At 66.5% G+C, this 25697-nt stretch carries 22 protein-coding genes, 2 pseudogenes and 1 riboswitch; of the genes and pseudogenes, 18 read left to right on the forward strand and 6 right to left on the reverse strand.

What is annotated here, in order from left to right:
- A pseudogene (locus SACPADRAFT_RS34185) lies at window positions 1-1173 on the reverse strand (5-methyltetrahydropteroyltriglutamate--homocysteine S-methyltransferase); the annotation flags it as partial.
- 144 nt (window positions 1174-1317) lie between these two features.
- Window positions 1318-1528: riboswitch (cobalamin riboswitch) on the reverse strand.
- 564 nt (window positions 1529-2092) lie between these two features.
- Between SACPADRAFT_RS34185 and SACPADRAFT_RS0220170 the strand changes: the two are divergent.
- The 9 genes from SACPADRAFT_RS0220170 to SACPADRAFT_RS30865 all read left to right on the forward strand — a co-directional run bounded on the left by SACPADRAFT_RS0220170 (window position 2093) and on the right by SACPADRAFT_RS30865 (window position 14141).
- On the forward strand, window positions 2093-2836 hold the full coding sequence (locus tag SACPADRAFT_RS0220170; RefSeq protein WP_007023728.1) for a hypothetical protein: 744 nt from the start codon (window positions 2093-2095) through the stop codon (window positions 2834-2836).
- Window positions 2837-2982: 146 nt separating this feature from the next.
- Complete coding sequence (locus tag SACPADRAFT_RS0220175; RefSeq protein ID WP_233357226.1) at window positions 2983-3990, forward strand: NucA/NucB deoxyribonuclease domain-containing protein; 1008 nt, start codon at window positions 2983-2985, stop codon at window positions 3988-3990.
- Between the two features lie 92 nt (window positions 3991-4082).
- Window positions 4083-4580: a hypothetical protein gene (locus SACPADRAFT_RS0220180; RefSeq protein ID WP_007023730.1), complete on the forward strand. Its 498-nt coding sequence runs from the start codon at window positions 4083-4085 to the stop codon at window positions 4578-4580.
- 321 nt (window positions 4581-4901) lie between these two features.
- Window positions 4902-7787 (forward strand): DEAD/DEAH box helicase, encoded by a 2886-nt coding sequence (locus SACPADRAFT_RS0220185; protein WP_007023731.1) that lies wholly within the window; start codon window positions 4902-4904, stop codon window positions 7785-7787.
- Window positions 7788-7815: 28 nt separating this feature from the next.
- The gene (locus tag SACPADRAFT_RS34190) at window positions 7816-8784 is read left to right on the forward strand and encodes a hypothetical protein (protein WP_007023732.1); all 969 of its coding nucleotides are present in this window, start codon (window positions 7816-7818) and stop codon (window positions 8782-8784) included.
- Window positions 8785-9117: 333 nt separating this feature from the next.
- Complete coding sequence (locus SACPADRAFT_RS28945; RefSeq protein WP_233357227.1) at window positions 9118-12489, forward strand: Eco57I restriction-modification methylase domain-containing protein; 3372 nt, start codon at window positions 9118-9120, stop codon at window positions 12487-12489.
- Window positions 12490-12640: 151 nt separating this feature from the next.
- Window positions 12641-12874 (forward strand): colicin E3/pyocin S6 family cytotoxin, encoded by a 234-nt coding sequence (locus tag SACPADRAFT_RS34535; RefSeq protein WP_084258529.1) that lies wholly within the window; start codon window positions 12641-12643, stop codon window positions 12872-12874.
- The gene (locus tag SACPADRAFT_RS30860) at window positions 12867-13202 is read left to right on the forward strand and encodes a hypothetical protein (RefSeq protein WP_007023734.1); all 336 of its coding nucleotides are present in this window, start codon (window positions 12867-12869) and stop codon (window positions 13200-13202) included. Before SACPADRAFT_RS34535 ends, SACPADRAFT_RS30860 begins: the two co-directional genes overlap by 8 nt.
- Window positions 13203-13211: 9 nt before the next feature.
- Window positions 13212-14141, forward strand: a complete 930-nt coding sequence (locus SACPADRAFT_RS30865) for an ImmA/IrrE family metallo-endopeptidase (RefSeq protein ID WP_007023735.1) — start codon at window positions 13212-13214, stop codon at window positions 14139-14141.
- Window positions 14142-14221: 80 nt separating this feature from the next.
- Here SACPADRAFT_RS30865 and SACPADRAFT_RS28950 read toward each other — a convergent pair whose 3' ends face one another.
- Window positions 14222-15535 (reverse strand): helix-turn-helix domain-containing protein, encoded by a 1314-nt coding sequence (locus SACPADRAFT_RS28950; protein WP_007023736.1) that lies wholly within the window; start codon window positions 15533-15535, stop codon window positions 14222-14224.
- A 338-nt stretch (window positions 15536-15873) separates the two neighbouring features.
- Entirely contained in the window at window positions 15874-16488 is a 615-nt protein-coding gene (locus tag SACPADRAFT_RS30870) for a DUF3558 domain-containing protein (RefSeq protein WP_007023737.1), read from the reverse strand.
- A 197-nt stretch (window positions 16489-16685) separates the two neighbouring features.
- On the opposite strand from SACPADRAFT_RS30870, the pseudogene SACPADRAFT_RS30875 reads away from it, so the two are divergent.
- Window positions 16686-17476, forward strand: a pseudogene (locus SACPADRAFT_RS30875) (IS5 family transposase).
- Here SACPADRAFT_RS30875 and SACPADRAFT_RS30880 read toward each other — a convergent pair.
- Both SACPADRAFT_RS30880 and SACPADRAFT_RS0220215 read right to left on the reverse strand, forming a co-directional pair.
- Window positions 17473-18084 (reverse strand): DUF3558 domain-containing protein, encoded by a 612-nt coding sequence (locus SACPADRAFT_RS30880; protein ID WP_007023740.1) that lies wholly within the window; start codon window positions 18082-18084, stop codon window positions 17473-17475. The pseudogene SACPADRAFT_RS30875 and the gene SACPADRAFT_RS30880 sit on opposite strands and share 4 nt — an antisense overlap.
- Window positions 18081-18569, reverse strand: coding sequence for a hypothetical protein (locus tag SACPADRAFT_RS0220215; protein WP_233357228.1), 489 nt, complete (start codon window positions 18567-18569; stop codon window positions 18081-18083). The genes SACPADRAFT_RS30880 and SACPADRAFT_RS0220215 overlap by 4 nt, the downstream gene beginning before the upstream one ends.
- 119 nt (window positions 18570-18688) lie before the next feature.
- Between SACPADRAFT_RS0220215 and SACPADRAFT_RS28960 the strand changes: the two genes are divergently transcribed.
- The 5 genes from SACPADRAFT_RS28960 to metG all read left to right on the forward strand — a co-directional run bounded on the left by SACPADRAFT_RS28960 (window position 18689) and on the right by metG (window position 21954).
- Window positions 18689-18913, forward strand: coding sequence for a hypothetical protein (locus SACPADRAFT_RS28960; RefSeq protein ID WP_007023742.1), 225 nt, complete (start codon window positions 18689-18691; stop codon window positions 18911-18913).
- A gap of 108 nt (window positions 18914-19021) precedes the next feature.
- Window positions 19022-19378: a hypothetical protein gene (locus SACPADRAFT_RS0220225; protein WP_007023743.1), complete on the forward strand. Its 357-nt coding sequence runs from the start codon at window positions 19022-19024 to the stop codon at window positions 19376-19378.
- Entirely contained in the window at window positions 19375-19716 is a 342-nt protein-coding gene (locus SACPADRAFT_RS0220230) for a hypothetical protein (protein ID WP_007023744.1), read from the forward strand. The genes SACPADRAFT_RS0220225 and SACPADRAFT_RS0220230 overlap by 4 nt, the downstream gene beginning before the upstream one ends.
- A 43-nt stretch (window positions 19717-19759) precedes the next feature.
- Window positions 19760-20146 (forward strand): DUF6416 domain-containing protein, encoded by a 387-nt coding sequence (locus SACPADRAFT_RS0220235; RefSeq protein ID WP_007023745.1) that lies wholly within the window; start codon window positions 19760-19762, stop codon window positions 20144-20146.
- Window positions 20147-20424: 278 nt separating this feature from the next.
- Window positions 20425-21954, forward strand: a complete 1530-nt coding sequence (gene metG / locus SACPADRAFT_RS0220240) for a methionine--tRNA ligase (protein WP_007023746.1) — start codon at window positions 20425-20427, stop codon at window positions 21952-21954.
- Between the two features lie 151 nt (window positions 21955-22105).
- On the opposite strand, the gene SACPADRAFT_RS28965 is transcribed toward metG, so the two are convergent.
- Window positions 22106-22828, reverse strand: a complete 723-nt coding sequence (locus tag SACPADRAFT_RS28965; RefSeq protein ID WP_233357229.1) for a CAAX protease — start codon at window positions 22826-22828, stop codon at window positions 22106-22108.
- Between the two features lie 274 nt (window positions 22829-23102).
- Here SACPADRAFT_RS28965 and SACPADRAFT_RS0220250 point away from each other — a divergent pair, with 274 nt between their 5' ends.
- From SACPADRAFT_RS0220250 to SACPADRAFT_RS0220260, 3 genes are all read left to right on the forward strand, one after another.
- Entirely contained in the window at window positions 23103-23453 is a 351-nt protein-coding gene (locus tag SACPADRAFT_RS0220250; protein WP_007023748.1) for a hypothetical protein, read from the forward strand.
- Window positions 23454-23636: 183 nt separating this feature from the next.
- Window positions 23637-24851 (forward strand): trypsin-like peptidase domain-containing protein, encoded by a 1215-nt coding sequence (locus SACPADRAFT_RS30055; protein WP_051442525.1) that lies wholly within the window; start codon window positions 23637-23639, stop codon window positions 24849-24851.
- A 117-nt stretch (window positions 24852-24968) separates the two neighbouring features.
- Window positions 24969-25406 (forward strand): pyridoxamine 5'-phosphate oxidase family protein, encoded by a 438-nt coding sequence (locus tag SACPADRAFT_RS0220260; protein WP_007023750.1) that lies wholly within the window; start codon window positions 24969-24971, stop codon window positions 25404-25406.
- Window positions 25407-25697: the final 291 nt, after the last annotated feature.

Genomic DNA, 25697 nt, shown 5'->3' on the forward strand with positions numbered 1-25697 from the left:
GTCGGCCACGGCCTCCCGGGCGGCGGTCAACGCGTCGGCCACCGCGGCCCGGCCCTCGCGCAGCGCCCGGCCCAGGATGACGACCTCGCCCACCTTCTGCTCGGCGAAGGCCAGCCACGACCGGATGCGCGGGTCCATGTCCGTCTCGGCGGTGACGTCGTACGGCACGTGCAGCAGCGAGCACGACGTGCTCACGGCGACGTCGCCGGCCATCCCGAACAGCGTGGCCGCGGTGGTCAGCGCCGTGTCCAGGTCGGTGCGCCAGACGTTGCGCCCGTCCACCAGCCCGGCCACCACCGTCTTGTCGTGCAGCCCCCGCACCCCGGACAGCGCGTCCACAGTGGATCGTCCGGCGACGAAGTCGACGCCGATCGCCTCGACCGGGGAGGACGCCAGGACACCGAGCGCGTCGCCGAGGTCACCGAAGTAGCTCGCCACCAGGACGTTGGGCCGTGCGTCCGCGTCCCCCAGCCGCCGGTACGCCCGCCGCAGCGCGTCGAGTTCGACGTCGGAGCGGTCGGCCACGAACGCGGGCTCGTCCAGCTGCACCCACTCGGCACCGGCGTCGTGCAGTTCGGCCAACAGCTCGGCGTAGATGTCGAGGAGTTCGTCGAGTTTGTCCAGCGGGGTGAACGAGTCGCACGAGTCGGCGTCCGGTTTGGACAGAAGCAGGAACGTCACCGGCCCGACCAGCACCGGACGGGTGTTCACCCCCAGCTCGGCGGCCTGCCGGTAGCTGGTCAGCGGTGTCCGGTCGGACAGCGTGAAGCGGGTGTTCGGCCCGATCTCCGGAACGAGGTAGTGATAGTTCGTGTCGAACCACTTGGTCATCTCCAGCGGCGGCGTGGACTCCACGCCGCGCGCCATGGCGAAGTAGGTCTCCAGCGGGCCGAGACCGAGCCGGGTGAACCGGGGCGGGACCGCGCCCACGGTCACCGCGGTGTCCAGCACGTGGTCGTAGAAGGAGAATGTGTTGCCGGGCACCGACTCCAGCCCGGCCTCGTGCAGGCCGCGCCAGGTGTCGGTGCGCAGCCGGCGGGCCACCTCCCGCAGTTCGGCCTCGTCCGTGCGGGACTCCCAGTAGTTCTCCAGTGCGCGTTTGAGTTCCCGGTCCGGCCCGATGCGGGGCCAGCCGAGGACGGTCGATCCGATGCGTGGGTTCGTGCTGGTCAACGCTCTCTCCTCGCGAGCTCGACGGCGTGGCCGCCGGGATCGACGCGGGAGGGAGCGCAGGCGAGCGGCGGGGCGGCGTGCGGCCACCCCGGGCATCTCGTCCGCCGAGCCTTCCCACGAGACCTCGGACAGCCGCGCACACCGGCGGTGTGCGCACCGGTGGCAGGTCTTCGGACTCGCGGGCGTTCCCGGCCGGAAGGGCCGGTATTCCTACGCGCCGTCGCTTCCCAGACTCACCGTCCAGTGCGTCCCGGGTTCACCGGGCACGGCGTTCGTTCCCACTCACCGCTGCGGGGCAGTCCCGGACTCGCACCGGGTTCCCTCTCGCCTCGTCCACCACCACGCGCGACCTCGGCCACGCCTGGCGGCGCACGAACCACCAGCACGTCTCAGGCTAGTGGTGTGCGGGGCGTTGGCAAGGCCGCCCGCACGGTGGACACCCGGACGGGCGGCACGGTGGGGGTGCTGCGACACGGTGCTGACGTGCGCATTCGCCCGGCGATGGGGTGGGACGGAGACTCCGGTCACATTGCAGGAATCACCACCGACCGGATACAGATGTGCTCCAGGATTCGCAGTAGGACGATGCGCTGAGATTTGCCTCACTTGCAGTTACGCTATGCGATGACACAGACCAAGGTGTTGATCTGTTCGGTTGCTGTGGCGACGATCCTGCGACATCGAACGTCGCCTGCCGATAGTGTCGCTCTTCGGCGCTCAGCAGGTTCGAGCGTCGTCGTGCACTACTGAGGGGCTTTCAACGATGCGGAAAAGGATTACGGCGCTGAGTGCGTTGTGTCTGCTGTCCGCTGTGCAGACTCTCTCTTTCGCCGGAGTTGGGTATGCAGCGGAAACATCGGCATGTGAACGGCAGGCGCGCTATGCCACGGCGCAGCTCTGTGCCGATCAGGATGAACACATGTACGGCGTGTTCATCACGTTCACGTACCCGACGGCGAATTATGAGGCTCCACCCCCGTCCTGGGGGCCGGCGAACTCATACAATGAGACCGAGTTCTTCACCGACGAGGCGATGACCAGTTCCTTCGCCTTCGGTCTGAGAATGCGGTACACAGCCGAAGGGCAGCAGTACCAGCCGTACTGGCTGGAGTACACGCCGAGCTACCGGTTCCATCCGGTCGGTGAACCGATGACCGAGACGGACGGCCGACTGCACACCTTCATGGCAATCCCGCACTGCGACACCTGCAACACATGGGATATATTCTATGACTTCGAACTCGTCGGCACGACCGAGGAGCAGCCGACGGGACGGTCGCATCATCTCATCACTGGTTGGACCCTGCCCGACATGTTCGGTCCTGTCGGTATCGGAGCAACCAGCAACCGCATCATGTACCTCACCGGGAACAAGCAGTTCCGACGGTTCTCTCTGAGCGACACGAGGACCCGTGTCCCGGATGGGAATTGTGATCCCGGTGCCGATCCGGACTACTGTTGGCGCTTCGACACCAGTGTCGTCACCAAACCGGGCACATCGGGTAAGTACGTCGTCTCATGGGACGTCGAGAAGCCGATCGTGAAGCCGGGCAGTACGAGCGATTCGCAGGTCCCGTCTCCGATGGGGGCGAGTGTCACCGCAGAGGACCTTGAGCGCAGAGCTCAAGCCTTCGTCGACTCCAGGTACCGGGGGGGCGAATGAGATCGCGAATGCCTACGAAGCGGTCACTTGCCGGGAGAGCGCTCCGTGCTCTCCTCATCGCTGCCACCGTGGCCACGAGCGTAATGATTCCGGTAAGTGCCAGTGCCACGAGCTCGGTGGGGAACGGGACTCCGTCAACGCAGGCGGTGGCCGATCTGAAGTCGGCCTGTGCGGAACACGAGGAGCAGGCTTCTCGGGTCCAGGGCTGGGCGAGAAGTCGTTTCGAGCAATGTCACTCCTACTTCAAGGTAGTGACCCTTCAGGACACCAATGGCCGCTACCTGGGGAAGTTCGACTTCGAGCTCTGGGTCCTCGCGTTCGCTTATGACGGAAGTCGGCGGGTGGACTACGTGGTGTCGGTCGAAAATGTGCATCAGGGCACCACGCTACGCGATGACCTCACCTACCTCTCGATCAACCTCGATTGTGTCGGCGACCATGTCACGTGCAGCGGCCAATTATCGCGGAGTGATACGATCGAGGGTTGGTATAATCAACCCCGGATGGACACGGTGACCGTCACCTCTCCCAAGGACATGGGCGACGGGCCGTTCGCCACGGTTGATTTCACCGAAACCATCGGTTGGCTCGCCGAGTACCGAGATGGGAAGACAATCCCCGAGAGCAGCGACGCGCAGGCGATAAATCGGGTCCGATTTGACAGCGCACGGAGTATGCTAGGCAGTGGAAAATACCACGGAACGGTGTTTTCGGATAAGGCTCCGACATTTACTCTGCATCGGTCGGGAGAAGGGAACGACGAGGAGTCCCGGCACGTGGACGACGCGCTGCACCATCCGGAACGGACCTTCCCGACGACAGTGGGAAAGAATGTGCCTGGGTCGACCGACCCGCTCCATCGGCTGATGGATCAGGAGAAGAAGCTACGGAACCACGCCGCCGCGAAGAAGATCTGCAGAGAGATCTGGGGCGACGGTTACTCTGCCGGCGGCATGGACTGTGACGAGTATCCGTTCCAGTCGACCTATGAAGGGGCGGCTGTCTCGACGGGTAACGAGCCTTTCGGGTGGCACGGGTCCGCACGTCCGATCCCTGCTGACGACAACCAACGGGGAGGGCGGCTACTGCTCCAGTTCTACGGTACGAACCGCGTCCTGGATTCCGATTCGTTCCACGTGCGGGTCGAGGGCTGATCGTTCCCGACGGGCGGCGGGCGAACTCCGTTGGGTGACTCTTATGATCGTAAGGTGACCCGACGGAGTCGTCCGGAGAGGATTCTTCCGCCATGCCGCGGATCGTCGCCGAATATGAGTTCGTGTTCGTGCCGTTCTACAGGCTGATCACGTTGTCCGGGCCGGAGGGTGACTGGCGGGACGCCCGGGAGGCCCTCCGCCGGGCGAATCGGTCGGTGGTCGCGACCGACACCCATGAGCTGTTCATCTCGTGTGCGCAGGATCTGCTGCCGGTACGCGCCGTCGTCCGTGTCTGGGACAGCCCGATCGAGCCGGCATCGGTGGCCACCGAGCAGGCCGGTGTCTCCGAACGACTGCCGTTGAACTGTCCGACCGCTGGATTGACCCTGGGTTCGCCGACGGCCCCGACCAAGGAGGTGAAGCTGCCCGACGGTCCGGGTCGGTACGAACTCGTGGTCGTCCACCGAGGCCGTGCGGACGCTTTGAGGCAGCACGAGGCGGTGATGGACAGGCCGTTAGACGAGATGGGCGACTTGTCTCGGGAGGAACCGGTCGAGCAGTACACGATCAACCTGTGGCCGGCCACCTGAGTCCCCTCGTCGCGGGGATTTACGCCGCCAGCAGGTCCTCTCGGTGCGCGATCTCGGTGACCTGATCGATCGGAAGAGTGTGCCGGTGTATACAGGCTCGCGCAGGGACCCCCTGTAGCGCCGGATCCCCCCACGCCGACACGCCGGTGTGACCACAACAGCGCCACCCCCGACCCCGCGCCCCGACCGCACCCGCTCCCGCAGCGCATCGGGGGCGGTGTGAACCGGCCACCACATCCCGCCGGGACGGGTGAACAACTCCCTGCGCACGGCACCCATGGAGGCTCGTGACCGCCTACCCCGACCGATACGCTCACCCGGGTGGTAGGGCCGACAGACACCGCGACAGCGGACAACCCGACACCGGACACCGCGACCCCCGACATCGCCGTGGGCTCGCAGATCGTTGTGCGCGACGAGCAGTGGCTGGTGCGTTCGGTGCGCCGCACCGAGCACGACGGCCTGCGCATCGAGGCGGGTGGGGCCTCCGAGCTGGTCCGCGACCAGGACGCCGTGTTCTACACCGCGTTGGACGACGTCGCGGTGCTGGACCCGCGCCGCACCGAGCTGGTGCCGGACGACAGTCCCGGCTTCCGTGGTTCGCGGCTGTGGCTGGAGTCGCTGCTGCGGCAGAGCCCCACCCCGGTCACCGACACCGACATCGTCGCCGGCCACCTGGGCCTGGCCGACCGGATGGACTTCCAGCTGCGCCCGGCGCACCGGGCGTTGTCGAACCTGCGCCCGCGCATCCTCATCGGCGACGCGGTGGGCCTGGGCAAGACGCTGGAGATCGGCATCACGCTGTCCGAGCTGATCCGGCGCGGCCGGGGCGAGCGCATCCTGGTGGTCACGCCGCGGGCGGTGCTGGAGCAGTTCCAGCACGAGATGTGGACCCGCTACGCGATCCCGCTGGTGCGGCTGGACTCGGACGGCATCCAGAAGGTGCGCCGGACGCTGCCCGCCACGCGCAACCCGTTCAGCTACCACAAGCGGGCGATCGTCTCGATCGACACGCTGAAGAATCCGGCCCGCTACAAGCACCACCTCGCCGGGCACCACTGGGACGCCGTGGTGATCGACGAGTGCCACAACCTGATCAACAAGGGCACGCAGAACAACGACCTCGCCCGGCTGCTGGCGAAGCAGACCGACGCGCTGATCCTCGCCAGCGCCACCCCGCACAACGGCAAGCCGGAGTCGTTCGCCGAGCTGATCAAGCTGTTGGACCCGACGGCGATCGCCGACCCGACCGACTACTCCGCCGCCGACATCGAACACCTCTACGTGCGCAGGCACCGCAACTCGCCGGACGTGCAGCAGGAGGTCGGCCACCGCTGGGCCGCCCGGCACGACCCGGAGGTCACCCCGGTGACCCCCACCGCCGAGGAGCACGCGGTGCTGGCCGAGCTCACCCACACCTGGCTGCGCCCGGAGTCCGGCCGCGCCCCGGTGACCGGCAAGGGCGGCACGCTGTTCCCGTGGACGCTGCTGAAGGCGTTCCTGTCCTCGCCGAAGGCGCTGCGCACCAGCATCGCCAACCGGGGGAAGACGCTGGCCCGCTCGACCGACGACGCCGCACCGGAACGCACCGCGCTGCACCGGCTGGACGAGCTCGCCGACGCCGCCGAGCGGCGCGGCCCCGCCAAGCTGGACGCGCTGGTGCAGCACCTGACCGGGATCGGCGTCACCGGTGGGGACACGCGCGTGGTGGTGTTCTCCGAGCGCATCGACACCCTGCACTGGCTGCGCGACGAGCTCCGCACGCGGCTGAAACTCCCGGCGAAGGCCGTCGGCCTGCTGCACGCGCAGCTCAACGACAACGACGTGCAGCAGGTGGTGGAGGACTTCGCCCTGGAGTCCAGCCCGATCCGGGTGCTGCTGGCCAGCGACATGGCCTCCGAGGGGTTGAACCTGCACCGCCAGTGCCACCAGCTGGTGCACTACGACCTGCCGTGGAGCTTCATCCGCATCCAGCAGCGCAACGGCCGCATCGACCGCTATCTGCAGCAGCACCCGCCACGCATCGCCGCCCTGGCCCTGACCGCCGAGGACACCGACGTGGTCAGCGACCTGCGCGTGGTCACCAAGCTCCTGCACAAGGAGCACGCGGCGAACCAGGCCCTCGGCGACGCCGGTGCCCTGCTCGACGTCCGGGACGCGGACATCGAGGAGAACCAGGTCATGCAAATCCTCGATCGGGAGGACGACCTCGACACCACGGTCCCCGAGCCGGAACCGGAGGCGCTGAACCCGTTCGCCGCGCTGATCGCCACCGGCGGCGAGCACGCCGAGGACCCGCCCCCGCCGACCGCGCCCCGCCGCACCCTGTTCGACGACGACGACAACTTCCTCGCCGAGGCTTTGGACGAGATCACCGACCACGGCGGCGGCCTCGACGTCCACCGGGACACCGAGACCGACCTGCTCGCCTTCGACACCCCGGCCGACCTGGCCGAGCGGCTGCGGGACCTCCCGGAGAGCTACCTGCGCGAGCGGGAGGTCGCCACCCGGATCCGGCTGTCGGCCCAGCCCCGGTTCGCCGAGCAGCGCCTGGCGAAGGCCCGCGCGGACGGCGACACGCTGTGGCCGGACGTCGGGTTCCTCGCCCCGAACCACCCGGTGCTGGAGTGGGCCACCAGCCGCGCGTTGGCCCGGTTCGGCCGCAACCAGGCCACGGTGATGGCCGCCCCGGTGGAGGAGCCGGTGTTTCTCACCCAGGCCACCTTTTCGAACGCGCTGGGCCAGCCGGTGCTCACCCGGTGGGGCGCGATCACCGGCCTGCCCCACGCCCCCGAGGTCGGCGACCTGCGCGCGGCGTTGGAGCGGGCGGGGCTGCGCGAGGAGGCCCGCAACCCGGGCGGCGTCGAACCCTGGCTGGAGCGGATGCAACCCCTGGTGCCGGACGCGGTGGCCGCGGCCACCCGGGACATCCACGAGCGCAGGCGGGAGATGGAGGGCGGCCTCGTTGAGCGCTTGGACGAGCACCGCAAACGCTTGTCCACCTGGGAGCAGCAGGCGTTGTCCGTGCTGGAGCGCCGCAGGTCGGAAAGCGGCGACAGCAACGTCCACAGGAAACTGGACAGGCAGCGGGAGGACGTGGCCGGCATCCGCGAGGAGACCGCGAAACTGATCGACTCGCTGGCGGCCGCGGGGGACCCGTTCGTGCGCGTGGTCGGGCTGATCGTGCCCGACACCCGGACGGCCTGAGCACGCGGAGACCGGAAAGGCACCAGACATGTACGACTCGATCCGCAACGTCGGCGACTTCCTCTCCCCGCACTGGCTGTCCGAGGCGTTCCCCGGCAAGCTGAAGGACCTGACGAAGGAGTGGCGCGAGCGCGCCACGAACGGCAAACACAGCCCGCTCAAGGGGCTCTCCGGCGCCGGGGGCCGGTTCCTGGCGGCCAAGGCGGCCCTGCCGAAGCCCGACCGGGACGGCTACGCCGAGGCCGTCACCGCCCTGCACGGCCTCGTCCTGGAGGCGCTGGGCTTCGAGCCCGCGCCGACGGTGCTGGAGACCGAGCAGTCGCAGACCCCGGTGTCGGTGCCGCTGCTGGCCCGCGCCCAGTCACCCTCCGGCGAGGCGCTGCACGTGCTCCAGGCACACCCGGTGGACGACCCGGACGACCTGTTCCGCACCACGGACACCGACGATCCCGACGGCACCGACACCACCGACGCCGACAACCCGGACGGCACCGACCCCAGCCTGCAGGGCCTGCTGCTGGAGCCGGTGACGGTGCGCACCGGCAGCACGACCGCGTCGAGGGTGGTCGAGGTCGCCGAGGTGAGCCGCGCGGTGCAGCGCCTGCTGCTCACCGAGCACGCCCCCCGGTTCGTGCTGGTGTTGGCGGGCGGCTGGCTGCTGCTGTCCGATGTGGAACGCTGGAACGAGGGTCGGTACCTGGCCTTCGACGTGGACACGGCGTTGTCCCGCAAGGACGACAAGGCCACCGGCGAACTCGCTTGGCTGGCCGGGCTCACCTCGGCCGACGTGCTGCTGCCCTCGGAGGAGGGCGGCAGCAAGCTGGACGAGTTCTCACAGGATTCGGTTAAGCACGCGGTGAGCGTGAGCGAGGACCTGCGTGACGGGCTGCGCGTGTCGGTGGAACTGATCGCCAACGAGGTGATCGCCCAGCGGCGGCGCAACGGCGACCCGGTGGAGGGCATCCCGGAACTGCCGCGCGAGCTGACCACCCAGTAGCTGCGGTTCCTCTACCGGATCCTGTTCCTGCTGTATGCCGAGGCACGCCCGGAGCTGGGCATCCTGCCCGCGGGCGACCCGGACTACGACGTCGGCTACGGCCTGGACCGGCTGCGCGAGCTGATCCAACGCCCGCTGACCGGCCCGTCCCGCGAGGGCCACCACCTGCACGACTCGCTGCGCCTGCTGTTCCGCCTGGTCAACACCGGCCACCACGCGGGCACCACGAAGAGCGACGGCCTGACGTTCGAGCCGCTGCGCGCCGACCTGTTCGACGCGGGCCACGCCTACCACATCGACAACGTCAACCTCAGCAACGCCGTGGTGCAGCAGGTGCTCAAGCTGCTGTTGGTGGCGAAACCGTCGAAGAGCAAGAACGGCCGCGCCGGCTACGTCTCCTACGCCCAGCTCGGCATCAACCAGCTCGGCGCGGTGTATGAGGGGCTGATGGCCTACAGCGGATTCCTCGCCGACCGGGAGCTGGTGGAGCTGGCCAAGGACGGCGACTCCGGCAAGGGCACCTGGCTGGTGCCGCGGGATAAGCTCGCCGAGTACGACGAGAAGCACGTCGTGAAGCGGGAGGACCCGCTGACGGGGGAAAAGAGCTACGTCGTCCACCCCACGGGCACGTTCGTCTACCGGCTGTCGGGCCGGGACCGGCAGCGCAGCGCCTCCTATTACACCCCCGAGGTGCTGACCCGCACCGTCGTCAAACACTCGCTGGCCGAGCTGATCACCGACGACACCCCGGCGCGGGACATCCTCGACTACCGGGTGTGCGAGCCGGCGATGGGCAGCGGCGCGTTCCTCAACGAGGCGATCAACCAGCTCGCCGACGAATACCTCAAACGTCGGCAACGCGAACTGGACACCACCATCGACCCGGAGTCGTACCGCGACGAGCTGCAAAAGGTGAAGGCCCACCTGGCGCTGCACCGCTGCTACGGCGTCGACCTGAACGACACCGCCCGCGAGCTGGCCGAGGTGTCGCTCTGGCTGAACGTGATGCACCGGGGCCTGCAGGCCCCGTGGTTCGGCCTGCACCTGAAACGCGGCAACTCACTGATCGGCGCGCGCCGCGCCACCTACGACCTCACCGCCCTGGGCCGCGCGAAGCAGAGCTGGCTCAAGACCGTGCCCACCGACCGCCCGCTGAGCGAGGGCGCCATCGGCGAGGGAGAGATCCACCACTTCCTGCTGCCCGCGGCCGGCTGGGGCGCGGTGAAAGACGCCAAACAGGCCAAGGAACTCGCCCCGGAGAAGGTGGCCGAGCTCAAGCAGTGGCACAAGGCCGTCACCGCGAAGCCCGGCAAGGCCGAGGTCGAGCGGCTGCGGGGCCTGGCCAAGCGGGTGGAGCGGCTGTGGGAGCTGACCCGCCGCAGGCTGGAGATCAGCGAACGCGAGGTGGCCCGCAGCATCGACGTCTGGGGCGCGGACCTGCCGGAGGAGAGCAAGGCCGTCACCCGCGAGCGGGTGGAGTCGGAGCTGCGCGACCCGGAGGGGCCGTATCAGCGGCTGCGGCTGGCGATGGACGCCTGGTGCGCGCTGTTCTTCTGGCCGGTGACCACTGACGTTAACCCGCCGACCCTGGAGCAGTGGCTGACCACGCTGGAGGGCCTGCTCGGCATCACTGGCAAGGGGAACCAGGGCAACCAGATCGACTTCACCGAGACCGTCGAGGGCTTCCACGAACTCGCCGACCTCGACGAGGTGGAGAAAACCTACTTCGGCATGCGCGGCGTGACCGAGCTGTATTCGGAACACCGCTGGCTCGGCGTTGTCCGCGAGGTCAGTCAGCAGGAGGCGTTCTTCCACTGGGAACTGGACTTCGCGCAGGTGTTCACCCGGGGCGGCTTCGACCTCCAGCTCGGAAATCCGCCGTGGGTGCGACCGAAGTGGTTCGATAACGAAATTTTGGCCGAGTTCGATCCTTCTCTTGCGCTTCAAGATAAGATTCCGGAAGTGACCTTTCGGGAGCGGCGCCTGAAGGTGTTGGACGATCCGGATGCTGAACGCCAGTACCTTAGTGAGTTGGGGTCATGGGCAGGGCTGAATGAGCACCTCGGATCTTCTGTAGACTATCCGGTCCTGCAAGGAATTCAAACGAACCTGTACACGGTATTTATTGAACGCGCTTGGCGGTCAATGGGAGATTCCGGGATCGTTGGATTGTTGCACTCGGAAAGTCATTTCGCCGATCCAAAATCAGGAAATCTGCGTGCTGAGTCGTATATGCGACTGCGGAGGCACTGGCAATTCATCAATGAAGTCAAGCTTTTTGATGATGTCGACAACCATACCGTCTACGGTGTGCATATCTACGGAGCTCCCCGCGATATTCGATTCCTCCAAGTGGCTAATCTGCTCGTGCCGGATACTCTTAGTGGTTCACTGGTGCATGACGGAACAGGCGATGTTCCAGGTATCCAGTACTCGTGGGGTGGCTGGGACTTAAGGCCGCACGCGTCGCGAGTAGTCGAAATTACTACATCAACACTCGCCAAGTGGGTCGAGCTATTTGATGAACCAGGAACTCCAGCTGCACAAGCACGGTTACTTCGGCCGATCACTCAGGAACAACTCGACGCACTTGATGTTATAGCTGATCAGCGAATTCGGATGACTGACTTGAGATACGAGTGGTCGCGCGGCTGGGATGAAGATAAACTAAAAAAGGATGGATATGGCGAGTGGCGTACCGGGTACCCACCGAGTTGGAGCGAGGTGATCCTCCAAGGTCCTTTTTTCTCCGTCGCGACACCTTTGTCTAAGGAGGCGAACGAAAACTGTAAGAGCAACAAAGATTACTCTGACTGGGACCTAGAGGAGCTGCCGGAAAAGCTCATCCCGCGCACCAACTATCAGCGCGCCGCCGATCGCGAAAGCTACGACGCAGGCCTCGATAACTGGAACGGCCGTCCTTACACTGAATACTACCGTCTCGCCTGGCGTCGCATGACGAATCCTGGACTTGAACGAGCGTTTTCGGTTGCACTGTTTCCTCCCGGCCCCGCGCATGTACACACTGTACACACATTAGCTGCCGACTCGGACCATGAAACGGCTATTATCGGTGGCCTTTGGTCTTCGATCCCTTTTGACTACATGGTTAAGGTGAGCGGAAAGTCGGATATTTCTGATGAGTTGATCAAACGTTTCCCAGCTCCGCTAAACCACTCGGCAGCTCCCTACCTCCTCCTCCGCGCCCTTCGCTTGAACTGCCTCACCCGCGACTACGCCCCGCTATGGGAGGAGCTGTACGAGCCCGGATTCGCCGAGGACTCCTGGACCGAGCCGTACTCCGAATGGCCCACACTTGGGGTCACCAAGCGCGAATGGGAGTGGGAGACTCCGCTGCGATCGGAGTTCGAGCGCCGGGCCGCCCTGGTCGAGATTGACGCCCTGGTGGCGATCATGCTCGGGCTCACCGCCGACCAGCTCTGCCTGATGTATCGCGGCCAGTTCGCCGTCATGCGTAAGTACGAGTACAACATGTGGTTCGACAACCTCGGCCGCAAGATCGCCAAGGACCACCACGCCCACGGCGTCAAGCAGCACAAGGACGACTTCAAGCTCCTGCAGGCGTACCTGAACGGCGAGGACTGCGGCGATCTCCTCGACCGCTACGAACCGCCGATCACCCCGGTGGACCGCGAAGCCGAAATGCGCGCCGCCTACGCCGAGTTCACCCGCCGCATGGAATAGGGGTGACCACAAGTTTGCAACCCCGATTTGGTAACGTGCTACACTGCTTCCCGTCATTGATGATGACGGAGAGTGGCGCGTAAGAGGGTGCGGTCACGCGGTCGGCTGCACGAGATGACAGGCGTGTGCGGGTCACTGGGGAGGCGCACAGTTGATAGGTATCCCACGGCCGGAGCCGTGCTTCCTTGACGATCAAACGCCCTGTGGTGCGCCGAACGGGTATAAGCGCTGGAAGAACGAGCGCGGAGACCGATACTATGAGTGGGACCACACACACGGCCACATCGAGGTGTACAACAAGCGTGGACGTCATCTCGGCGTCGCCGATCCAGTCACCGGCGAGTGGATCAAGTCAGCGGTTCGCGGAAGGAGGATCGATGTCTGAGCCTGCTACTTTCGTGAACCAGGTCCTGCGTGGGCGTGCCTTCTACTCGGACATCGACGACTGGGTGGATATCTGGCACGATGCAGATGACGAGTCGCCGGTCGCAAGGATGGCACTGCACGAATTTCTTGGGATGAGTACCGGTGAATATGCTCTTTGGATCGAGAGGCCGGAAGCACTTCGCTTCATAATCGCTGCCCGTAAGACGGAGACCAGTACTGACACAGTAGAAATGTTGAATCAGGTGGCCGCTGCGGCTGCACGAGCAAAGGATGATGGCGAGGCCGCCAACGTCATCCGCTGGCTCCAGCAAACAGGACGGTTGTAGGTTCGGCTGTTGTTCCAGGCTGTCGCGAATCTGGCCGCTCTCGCGGTGGAGCGATTCGATCTGCGTCCACCTGTCGATATACGCGGTCTAGTTGAAAAACACGCGTATCTTGAATACTGTGAGTGGCCATTCAAGTCATGCGATGGAATTGCATTGCGACTGGAAGGGCGACCGAGAATATTTCTTCGTGCTGGTCAAGGGCTGAAGCGGGAGCGATTCACCCTGGCTCACGAATTCGGTCATTTGATGATCGGATGGCATGGAAACGCAGTGGACTGCAAGCCCAACGGGGCGCTGGAGTTCTCTGGACATGAACTAATGCTCGGAGTGAATCAAGAACGCGAAGCGAATGAGTTCGCTTCGCGGGTACTGCTGCCGGATCGATCGATTGCCCATCTCGGGCGTACTTATGTGGACCCGTCTAAAGTACTGGAGACGGCGGCTACAGCTGAGATGTCTGCAGTGGCGGGGATTATCGCGGTTAGTCGATCACTTCTCCCCGGGTATGTCTTTTTTGTCGAGGGGCACGATCATCCAGTCAATAGTCCTGGTACGCGCTACGAAGTTACCTCTACAGTGGCTCCCACTGCGGTGGAAAGAGGCATAACCGAACATCAGGGTAGGAAGGTGAAGTGGTACCGGTTGGCCGGTGTTCACGAGCCGAAGACATCGATCGTCTCCAAAGCAGAAGCGAAGCGCTGTCTTCAGTCGATCGCACAGTCGCATATAGGACAGCGCCTCAGCGGAAACTTGGTCCATCGGGTTAACGGCGTGATCGGGGCTGTGATGCCGAGGCTCGATCTTGCTGAACCGCAAGCCGTGTATGGTGCTTTAGTACATCGGTTCGCAAGTCATGACGAGCTCGCAGTCCTTCTCGACGTAAGCGACTTCCGGTCTTACCTCGCGTTCAGAGCGCACGAGCGAGTGAGGAGCCGTTGACTCGACGCTGTTCGTTAAGAGAAGAGCAGCAAGGTAATTGGTGGCATCAGTATCTTTCCGGTGTGTTCCCACCGCCTTGATCACGTCGCTATGACGGCAGTGTTGATGCGGTGCTGGAGTTCGGCCACGCCGGGAAGATCGGCGTGTCGGGTGGCGCTTCGATGGAGATCGCGGAGCACGTCGGTCGCGCGGCGGGAGCGGAGCGTGTCGGCGTGGCTCAAAGCGGTGTTGCCGATTGTCGTGGCTTCGTGTGGGTCTCCGGTGGTGAAGGTGGTGGCGGCGAGAGTGATCTCGTTGAGCACCTTGGTGCGGGCGCAGTTCGGACCGTAGCCGGAGATCGCGGTGGACAGGCGCGCGGTGGCCTCAGGGGTGTGGTGTCCGTTGCGTGCGAGTTCGGCGAGGGCGGTGCCGGTGTGGCCGGCGTGTTGGGCCGCGTCGTAGAACGCCGTGGACGGCTCGTCATCGGGCTCGGTGCGGGCGAAGTGCTCGTCGGCGAGGCCGACCGCTGTTTTCGCGTCCTCGACGCGGTGCGTCGCCGCGAACACGCGGGCACGCACGGTCTGCATCAGCGCCTGTTGCGCGGGGGAGAGCCGATCGGCACGCACCAGGGCGTACTCGCTGTAGGTGAGGCCGTCCTCCGGCTTGCCGATCCAGACTGCCTGGCGGGTCATGTTCGCCAGCACCCACGCACGCATATCCCAGTTGTCGGCTTCTTCTGCGCAGGTGAGGGCGAGCCGGAAGAGCTTGTGGGCCTCGTCGTGGTGGCAGGCGTCGAACGACATGAACCCCGCGGTCTTCGCCAGGTAGGCGACGGAGCTGTACAGATCCGCGCGGAGGTGGTCCGGGCATGTGGCGTCGAGCAGCTGCACCGACCAGCGGAGCTGAGCCAGTGCCGCTTCCCGGGCGACTCCGCTGCCGTAGGCGTGATCCCATGCCTGGAAGGTGTTGGCCGCGGTGCGGATCTGGTCGATCTCGGTTGCACCGATGCGGCTGGGTGTGGGGGTGGGGTGGCCGGTGTCGTCGAGGAGTGTGGCGAGGGGGCCGAGTGCGAGGGTTCCGGCGGTGAGGGCGGTGGTTTTGAGGAACTGTTTGCGGTCCACGTGGGGTAACCTCACGACGGTGCGGCAGCGGGTGGTGAAGCCGAGGGCGGTGTCGGTGGGCACGCCGAGGATGTGGCGGAGGGCTTCGCGGTAGCGGCGGTTGGGGCACTGGATGACGCCGCGTTCGATCTTGCCGATGTAGTTGGTGTCGAGTTCGACGCGTTGCTGGTGGTGGCGCCAGAGGTAGTCGTTGACGAGTTCGGCCAGCTCCTGGCGGGAGAGGCATTCGTCGGGCCGGGTGGGGGAGGCGGTGCGGTGGCGTGCCTGGGTGAAGCGGTGGTTGGGTGTCGCCACGGTCGGATCTCCCCCTGCTCTCGTGCGTGTGTGGTGTGACGGTGGTGATGGTGGCACGGTGTGTGCGCAGGTCACGACCCACGAACGGGCGAAGTCCGCGATCCTCCCGGCATCCTCCCCCGATCATCCCACCCGCCGGCCGGGAGCGGGCCGGCCGAAGGCGCATCGACTCCGGCGGCAGGGGAGCGTTGGCTACGTCGACGGCGGAGTGACTCCGTGCCGGGCGTCGGCCTCGCGGAGCGCACGGTCTTGAGGGGCGACGAGTAGGGCTGGGGTGTGCGTAGCCACCCCAGCCTCGAACGGTGCTATGGCGGATCTTGCTTGCGTTGAGTTTCCCGTCAGGAAGTCAGGTTGGCGATCACCGCTTCACCAACCTTGTCTCCGAAGTCACAGGGTTTGGATGCATCCGGAACTTCCTGAAGCGTCACGTAGAAGTATGCAACCTCGCTGTCGTTCACTCCGACCCACAGGTCGCAACGTCCCGAATCCCGGTCGTCCCAGCGGCTCGTGTGCAGTGCGGGATACCCGCCGATCTCGATTTCCTCGTACAGTTCGGCATCTTGGTTCTGGTCGCGTATATCTTCCAATCCGTCCGAATTCTCAGTCATCACGATAAGGCTTACGTGACTTCTGGAATCATTCGATCGCTTCCATATGCACGACTCGGCCGCCTGGCTGATGGTTCTGTCGGAAAGCTCGCCGTCGGCCAGGCTGAGATCTGCGAGATCCTCGTCGGTAAGGGCGGTGCAAGGCTGATCCAGCAAGTGTGTCACATCTAGTGGTTCTTCGATCGGAATATCACCACTTGATTGGGTTGAAGATGTCGATACGGATCCCGAGTCCGGGAGCGAAGTCGTCGGTGTCCCCGACTCGCTCTCCGCACAGGAGGTCAGAAGTAGGGCGAGCGTCGCGACACCAACTACACTGGACGAGTGACGTCGGGTAATGCTCATACTTCGACTCCTCCGGACTTGGTGATGTCGCTAGTCGCCTGTTCGTCCTGCGCGGGCATTTTGTCGCGGGCATCTTTTAAGGACTCGATGTACTTGCCGACGTAGGTAGTAATACTTCGTTCGAAACTTGCTTTAGAGCCCCTAACACATTGATGATCTGGGTTTAAGATGATCTTGGTGTGGCTGCGCCGTGGGTGGTGTCGGATGAGTTGTGGTCGCGGATCGAGCCGTTGCTGCCAGTACGTCCTGCTGGCAGGACGGGGCCGAAGCCGCTGCCGGATCGGCAGGTGCTGCAGGGCATCCTGTTCGTGCTCTACACCGGGATCGGGTGGGAGGACCTGCCGCAGGAGCTGGGCTTCGGCTCCGGCATGACGTGTTGGCGGCGGTTGCGGGACTGGCAGCACGCGGGGGTGTTCGACCGGTTGCACGAGGTGTTGCTGGCGGAGCTGAACGCGGCCGCGGTGATCGACTGGTCCCGGGCGTGTGTGGATGCTTCGCACGTGCGCGCGAAAAGGGGGGCCCGGACACGGGGCCGAGTCCGGTCGACCGGGCCAAGACCGGCTCGAAGCACCATGTGATCTGCGACGGGGGCGGCATCCCCCTCGCCGTGCGCCTCACCGGCGGCAACCGCAACGACGTGACCCAACTCCTGCCGCTGGTCGAGGCCATCCCACCGGTACGGGGCCGGCGAGGCAGACCCCGCCGCAGGCCCGACGTCCTCGTGGCCGACCGGGGCTACGACCACGACACCTACCGCCAGGCGCTGCGGCGGCGAGGGATCCGCCCGTTGATCAGCCGCCGCGGCACCCGCGACAACAACCAGGCCGTGCGCTGGGTCGTCGAACAGACCCTGGCCCTGTTGCACCAGTTCCGCCGCCTGGCCACCCGGTGGGAACGCCGCACCGACATCCACCACGGCCTCCTCACCCTCGCCACCAGCATCATCTGCTGGCGCCGACTCCCCAACCAAATACGTCAGGAGCTCTAAGAACTAAGGTTGGCGATCATCGCTTCGCCGACCTTGTCGGCGTATCCGCAGGGATCGGATGCTTCCGGGACATCGCGGAGTGCCACGAAAACGTAAAAAACCTCGGAGTTGTTTACTCCGATCCAGAGATCACAGCGTCCTCTGTCTCGTTGATCGAAGGTGCTCGCGTGCAGCGCTGGATACTTGCCGATCTGCGTCTCGGCGAACAATTCTGAATTTGTGTTTTGCTTGCGAATGTCTTCCAATCCGTTTGCGTTCTCGGTCATTGCTATGAGGTCGACACGACTTCCGGAGTCTTCCGAACGCTCCCAAACGCATGCATCAGCAGCCGAACTTGCAGTGTCAGTATCGACGCGTCCTTCCGTCAGATTTAGGTCAGTGCGGTCGGCGTCAGTGAGGGCGGTACAGGGTTGATCCAGCAAGGGGGCCGTGTCGATCGGATCTTGAATTGAAATGCCCCCGCTAGGGTTGGTGGAGGATGCTGAAGGACGGTCGCTGGCCGGTGTTGACGTTGTCGGAGTTCCCGACTCGCTCGCCGCGCACGAAGATAAAACAAGTGCCAAAGTGATCGGGATGAGGGTGGACGAATAACGTTGGATGGTGCTCATTCTTGAATTTCTCCGGTCTTGGCGATGTCGCTCTGCGCCTGCTCGTCCTGAGTGTTGATGCTTTCTCTTGCGTCCTTCAATGCTTCGATGTACTTATCAACGTATTTGATCATGTCTTGGATTGCTTCGAGGAATGACTCGCCGGACGGGTTGGCCCTCTTCGTGAAATCGCCGCTGGCGAACTCCTTTCCTGGTGGATCGATGTTGGTCATATACCCCGCCCTGCGTTCATCGTCCAGTAGATCAGATCGTAAATCTTCCCACTCGGCGATGATCGCGTCGAGTTCCTCGGGGGAGAAGCTGAAACTACCTTTCGGCGCGCTGGATGTTCCCGCGAGGAACGGTGCGGCGACCGAGATCATCGTACCGGCGAGCCCTGCCACGCCAGGTAGAGCGCTGGTCATACCCGCTGCCCGAACTGCGGCGTCTGCCTGCGTGTCCTCCGCCATGACCCAAAGCCCCTTCCTCTTTGCGTCATCGATCATTTGCGATTGTTCTGTGGGCGACCGTTCACTATCGCCCAGGTTCGAGGCCACAGTACGTCACGCGTGGCCGTGTGTGGTGTTAACCGGAGCAGTGGCCCCCTGACGCGCAGGCGTTCAACGTGGCGGCCGGGGAGCTGCCGGTCGAGCTGGTGCAGGCCGCCGACCAGCAGCTCGAAACCGTCGTACGGTATGTGCAGCACGCGGGTGGGCTGGCGGGGGAGCAGTTCACCGCCGAGATCGGTGCGGTGCAGGCCGAGGTGCGGACGATGCTCGGCCGCCTGGCCGATGTGCAGGAGCGGTTGCGGCAGGCGGCCCAGCAGGTCCTGCACGGCGGTGGTGGTTGAAGAGGTGACGCCGGTGCTGACCGGGAGGCGGGCCGTTCCCGCCCGGCCGGTGCAGCCGCACCGGACGAGACCGACCCCGCACCGGTCGAGGCACTCATCGAGGAAGTCGTGCGGCGAGGTCGCAAGATCACTCCCAGCGCGGTGGTCCGGATCTTCCGGACCCGCGACCGGCGCCTGGTCTGGTTGGAGGAGGGAGACGACGACAGCGGTCTCGGACACCTCATGCAGCCCGAGCGGGTCGCGGAGTTCGAGAGCTTCGGCGTGGCGCGCTCGGAGATCGTGGACGTGCTCGTGCGGGCGTTGACCGGGAGCGCGCCGGTGGGTATCTCCGGGAAGGATCGTCTGGTGTACGAGGTGCGGCACGGGGGGAAGCGGTGTCGGATCGCCGTCACCGTGGGGAGTAACGGTTCCATCGTCGGGGCGAACCCGATCAGCGCGGACAGGAAGTTGAAACCTCTGCCATGAGTGAGAAGACAGTCGTGCGCCTGGAAGCCGAGTGGGATGTCGGGCCGTTCTGGGTGTCGGTGGGTGGCTCGGTCTCCGACAACTACCTGCCCGACGAGGTCACCGAGGTGGTGCCGCTCAGCGGGGAGCTGGTGGCGGCGGTCGCGGAGTGGGACGGGCGCTACCAGGCCGCATTCAACCGGGACGTTCCGCAAGATTCGGGAATGAAGGATCCCGCCGACCGTACGCGGTTCGACGCCGAGGGGCTGGAGCTCGCCCGGCGGATGCGGCGGGAACTCCCGCCCGAGTTCACCGTCCGGTACACGGCGCTGGACGGGCGGACGTCCGGGATCGGATGATGGTGGCCGCTGCCGGGCCTCGGCTGACCACGGAGGAGGACGGGTGTTTGCGGACGACGACCCCGTGTGGGAGCAGCACAGCGGCGGCCGCGGCCACCGGGACCGGCCGGAATGGCGGTGTCCCGACGACCTCGCCCTCGCCGAAACCTTCTACGGCACGGTGCGCGGGCGGGCGAAGGTGTTCCTCGACGTGTTGATCGACCACCCGGGCATCCTGCTGGGCGTGACCGACCTGCACCACCTGACCGGGGAAGACGCCTTCGGGACACGGCGCTCGGTCGCCGGGGTGGTCAGTGGCCTGCACCGGGCGCACCGGGACTCGGGGCGGCGGTATCCGTTCCACTGGTGGGGCGGGGACTTCGTCTGCTACGGCATGAAGCCCGGCGTGGCGGAGCTGTTCCGGCGCGCCCGGGAGGGCGGCGCGGCGTAGACGGCGGCTCCCTCCGGTCCACCTCGCCCGGGAGGTTGGTGGGATCGCTGATCGGCTCAGGGAGCACCGTACCTGTGTCGTGTAGCCTGCTACAGGACCAGTCGTCCGGCACGGACCGCACCGACGCACCTGTCGAGCGGGTCCCGGCGGCGGCCTGACCGGCTATGCCGCGGCGGTTTCCCCGGTCCGAGTGATCCGGCCCGGGCCGGGGAGACCGGTAATCTGGACAGATTCCCGCACCGTCGCGTGCGGGCACCACCTCGTCACCGGAGCGCCTGATGTCCCGTCGCTACCTCACGACCGCTATCCCGTACGTGAACTCCGCGCCCCACCTCGGGTTCGCGATGGAGCTGGTGCAGACCGACGTGATGGCCCGGCACTGGCGGCACCGCGGGCACGAGGTGCGGTTCCTCTCCGGCACCGACGACAACAGCCTCAAGAACGCCCTCGCCGCCGAGTCCGAGGGTGTGCCCACCGGTGAGCTGGTGGAACGCAACGCCGCCGCCTTCCGGGCGCTGCGCGAACCCCTCCGGCTCAGCTTCGACGACTTCATCCGCACGAGCGTCGACCCCCGGCACCGCACCGGGGTCGACCGGCTGTGGCGGGCCGCCGACGCCGCGGGCGACCTCTACCGCAAGGACTTCGAGGGGCGGTACTGCGTCGGCTGCGAGCAGTTCTACGCCGACACCGAACTATCCGACGGAGTCTGCCCCGAGCACCTGACCGCGCCGGAGCTGGTCCGCGAAGAGAATTGGTTCTTCCGGCTGTCCCGCTACGAATCCCGGCTGCGGGAGCTGATCGCCTCCGGCGAGCTGCGCATCGAGCCGGAGAGCCGCCGCAACGAGGTCCTCGGCTTCCTCGACCAGGGGCTGCAGGACTTCTCCGTCTCCCGCTCCACCGGGCGGGCACGGGGCTGGGGCATCGAGGTGCCCGGCGACCCCGACCAGGTGATCTACGTGTGGTGGGACGCGCTGGGCAACTACATCACCGCCCTGGACTACGGGACCGATGGTGAGAACTACCGGCGCTGGTGGGTCGACGCCGAGCGGCGCACCCACGTGATCGGCAAGGGCATCCTCCGGTTCCACGCGGTGTACTGGCCGGCGATGCTGCTCTCTGCCGGACAACCGTTGCCGACGACGATCCTCGTGCACGACTACCTGACCGTGCAGGGGCGCAAACTCGGCAAGAGCCTCGGCAACGCGATCGACCCGGTTTCCCTCGTCGGCGACTACGGTGCCGACGCGCTGCGCTGGTGGCTGCTACGGGAGGTCCCGCGCGTCGGCGACGCCGACTTCACCACCGGGCGGCTCGTCCGCCGCTACCACGAGGACCTGGCGAATGGGCTGGGCAACCTCGTCAACCGGGCGGTCAGCATGGTGCACCGGTACCGGGCAGGCACGACCCCGGAACCGCCGGGCCCGGTGCCCGAGTTGCCGTTGACCGACGCGATCCGCCATGCGCCGCCCGAGGTGGACGCCGCGATGGAGCGATTCGACCTTCGCGCCGCCACGGCCGCCGTGTGGCGGATCGCGGAGGAGGCCAACCGCTACGTCGTGGCGACCGAACCCTGGCAACTCGCCAAGGCGGAGAAGGCGGGCGACACCGCCGCGGGCGCCCGGCTGGACACCGTGCTGGCGTTGCTGGTGTCCGCCTGCCGTGCGGTCGCCGACGAGCTGAGCCCCTTCCTCCCGGACGCCGCCGAGCGGGTCACCGCCCAACTCGGCGGCGGGACCGACCGGCCCCCGGCCCCGACACCGCTGTTCCCCCGCATCCAGGTGGAGACCGAAGCGGCGACCGGCTCTTGAAGCGTTCGCCGCTCGGCGTGCCGCGGACCTGCGCGGGGTTCGCGCTGGGCGCGGTGGCCGACCGTGGGCTTGACCGCCGCGTCCTATCTATCTAATGATCAACGATCCACATCGAAGGTCACGCAGCTCGGCACCGTGGATCGCCAGTCCATCACGGTAGCCCTTGCGCGGCCTTGCCAGTGGTACGGAGGAGGCTCGGCACCCCACTCTGCTGACCCATCCACGTGGCGAGCTCGTGGTCGATGGTCTTCACCAGGTTCAGGGTGTCGTGGTGCACCTCGGGTAACGAACGTCGCCGTGCACCTCCGGGAATCGGAACTCCCCCGACGACCGGCTCGTGGTGGGCCACACGATTACGCAGAGCCTGCACACGCTTGGCCAACGTGTGCTGGTCAGAGCGCTTCCCGGTGCCGTTCGGGAACGCATGGCGCAAACACGGTCGCCACAGCAAGTTGTCGTAGGAGCGTTTGCGGTCGTGAGGCGGGTTGTCCGCTCGACCGCCTGAGTCGAGTAGCCCCACCCAGAAGCCCAACGTGAGCCGGGCAACCAGCTTGCCCGGTGGTGCCTCGTCGGTGCATTTCCCGTCCTTCCAGGCGCGTTTGATGGCCGTGCGGGATCGCTCGTCGAACAGAGCGTCCCTGCGATACCAGTCCGCTCCGAAGTGCGCGCTGAGTTGGTCATTCATCGAGTTGCGTAGGACTACCTCCGTGAGGGCGAGGTCGGCCATGAACGCGGAGGAAAGCTCCACATCCAGCACATAGAGTTCGAGAGCGCTTACTCCCTGTACTGCGGAGATGCGGTGGACGGTGGTCATACGTTCGACCGACAGCAGGTTCGCCAGCGACGGCGGTGGCGACGTTTGGTGATACGGCACGGATGCGATACTATGGGACGGTACTCCCCGGGTAAGCCTCTGCTGCGGCATGCACCCGGGGTTTTTCTCGTGTTCATGGCCTTGGTGCTGTTGTGGTGTCTCTACTGTGCAACGGTCGTCGCATGGCGGGTGTGGAGGCAGTATCGCTACGACGTGGGGGCCAGGTCTTGGCGAATCGCCAAGGAGAGCGCGTCAGCGCTGAGGATTGACCCCCTCCGCTGACTCCGCCTGTTCACTCGCGGTGTTCTGTCGGTGGCACACTGCCGTCGTGCACATGGCCCGGTGGTTCGGTGTCGCGGCGGCGGTGTATCTCGGGATGGCGGTGTGGGCGGCGACGATTCCCGTGTCGCCCGCGGAGCCCAACACGCACTCGCCGGAGACGTGCGGCACCGCGCTCGCCCGCTCGCGCGAGTTCGAGCGGATGCTTGGAGTGGACAACACGTTGGGGCGGCCGCAACTCGTGGTGATGGGGCGGGAGAGCTACGAGGCGATCGTCGACTGTGACCGGCGGCGTGGTGAACAGCAGATCGTGACCACGTTCGCCCTGGGCGGGGCGGTGGCCTCCGGCTTGTCCGCGTTCTCCCACCACCGCAGACGCCGTCGGCACGTGCTGCTCCGGCCGTAACACCCGTCGGACTCCGGCCGACTCCGACGCGGCGGATCGCGTCCGCCGTTCGCGGTGGACCGGACGACGTGCGGGAGGTGTCCGATGGAGTGCTGGTGGTGCCGCGAGCCGACCGACGGGGCGAGGTGTCGCGCCTGCGGTTCCCGTCAGCGACCCGAACTGCGGCGGACGGTCTGGTGACTGGTGGGCATCGTGCTCGCGGCCACGACCGTCGTCGTCCCCACGGAGCTGCTGAGTGACCGGGCTGAGCGGGACGCCGACGACGTGGCGTCCGGTGGGGTCCGCGCCACCGACAGCACCGCGGGGGCCGGCATCGCCCGGAGCAGCGAGACGTCGTCCGGTCCGCCGACCACCTCGCCCACCGTGGAACCGGAGCCGGACTTCGCCGCGATCTACTCCCGCATCTCCACCGGTGTGGTGCCGGTGTGGGCGGTGACCTGCCGCGGGGGAGGGACGGGCACCGGCTTCCTCGTGGACGACCGAACCGTGGTCACCGCCGCGCACACCGTGGAGGGTGCCGTCGCGGTGTCGGTGCAGGTCGCGGGCGACCCGCTGTCGGCGCGGGTGACGGCGGTGGACACCACGCTCGACGTCGCCGTGCTACGGCTGGGCACCGACGCCACCGGCGCGGTGCTCTCGTTCGCGCCCACCGAGGTGGAGCTCGGCGACGACGTGGCCGCGCTCGGCTACCCGGACGGTGGCGCGTTGCGGATGACCGAAGGCACGGTGCTCGACCCGGACACGTCGGTGCTGATCGAAGGCGACCGGCAGTACGGGCTCGTGGCGACCGACGCCGCCACACGGCCGGGCAACTCGGGCGGACCGCTGCTCGACGCCCACGGCGATGTCGCGGGAATGGTCATCGCCGGAACCCGGGACGCCCCCAGGTACAGCTCCGCCGTACCCGCCACGACGCTCGAAACCGCGATCCCGGACCTGCCTTCACCGGAGCCGGTGGGCTGCGACCGGGCGCCGCTCGGCCCCGAGGGGGCCGAGATCGCCGGGTTGCCCGGCCCGGAGGAGCTGGAGCTCGCGGCCCTGGCGCGGACGTTCGGTGACTACTTCGGCGGCATCAACAGCGGCGACTACGCCCTCGCCTACGCCCAGCAGTCCCCGCGCCTGCGGGGCGGATTCACCCTCCGCTCCTTCCGCGGCGGTGTGGAGACCAGCTACGGCCACCAGTTCGACGTCCGGGACGTGCGCCTCGGCGCCGACTCGGCGTGGGTGTGGCTGGAGTTCGTCAGCCTCCAGGACCCCGACCACGGCCCGCACGGCGAAGGCTGCACCGAATGGTCGTTGGAGTACGACCTCGTCCGCACGGCGGGGGGCCGGTACCTGATCGACGACGTGCGCGGGCACGGCGGCGGCCCCGGCCACCGGCCCTGCGCCGGGTGGTGACCGGAGCCGCGATGAGGAGATGCCTCGACGCGGAGCCGACGACGGACCGTTGACCTCCACCGCGCTCGAAGGCGCAGGCTTCCCCTGGGACCGGTCGTCGGCACGGGGGAGTGGGACGTGGCGGAGTTCGATGTGGAGGCGTTTCTGGCGCGGCCGCTCACCGGGAGGCTCGCGACCACCGGGCCCACCGTGCGGCCGGTCTGGTTCCTGTGGGAGGACGCCGCGTTCTGGGTCATCACCGGGCCCTGGGCCGTGCTGCCCCGCAGGGTGCGCGCCGATCCGGCGGTGGCGCTCGTCGTGGACGAGTGCGACCTCGCCACCGGGACGGTCCGCCAGCTCTTCGCCCGCGGGCGGGCCGAACTGCTGCCTTTCGACGTGCCGCGGGGCCGACGGAAACTCACGCGCTACCTCGGCGGCGACGAAGGGCGGTGGGACGTCCGGTTCCGGCGTCTGCTGCACGAGCACCCGGACGACACGGGTGTGCGCTGGCTCCGGCTCCGGCCGGCGTCGATGACCGCCAAGGACCTCAGCTACGACGTGCCTCCGTCGCGGTAGTGCCTGACGGTTGTGCCACGTTCGGTGCACGTGGTTTTACGCGAGCGGTGACACGGGATCCGGCCGAACCTCGGCACACTGTGCCATCCCTGCGAGTTCCCGTTCCGAAGCGCCGTTTCGTCGTTCCGGGGCCCGCTGCGCCGGGGTGACGATGCCGCCATGACCGCATCCACACGCAACACCGGCGCCGGTGGCCGCGCCGACCGCCGCACCGGCACGGCGGTGCACGAGCTGGGCCTGCGCATGACGAACTGTCCGGCGCGGCGTGCCGGGTGACCGGCCGCTGCGCCC

Origin of the sequence: Saccharomonospora iraqiensis subsp. paurometabolica YIM 90007, from assembly GCF_000231035.2 — a bacterium.
In the GTDB taxonomy this organism is placed as follows: Bacteria; Actinomycetota; Actinomycetes; order Mycobacteriales; family Pseudonocardiaceae; genus Saccharomonospora; species Saccharomonospora paurometabolica.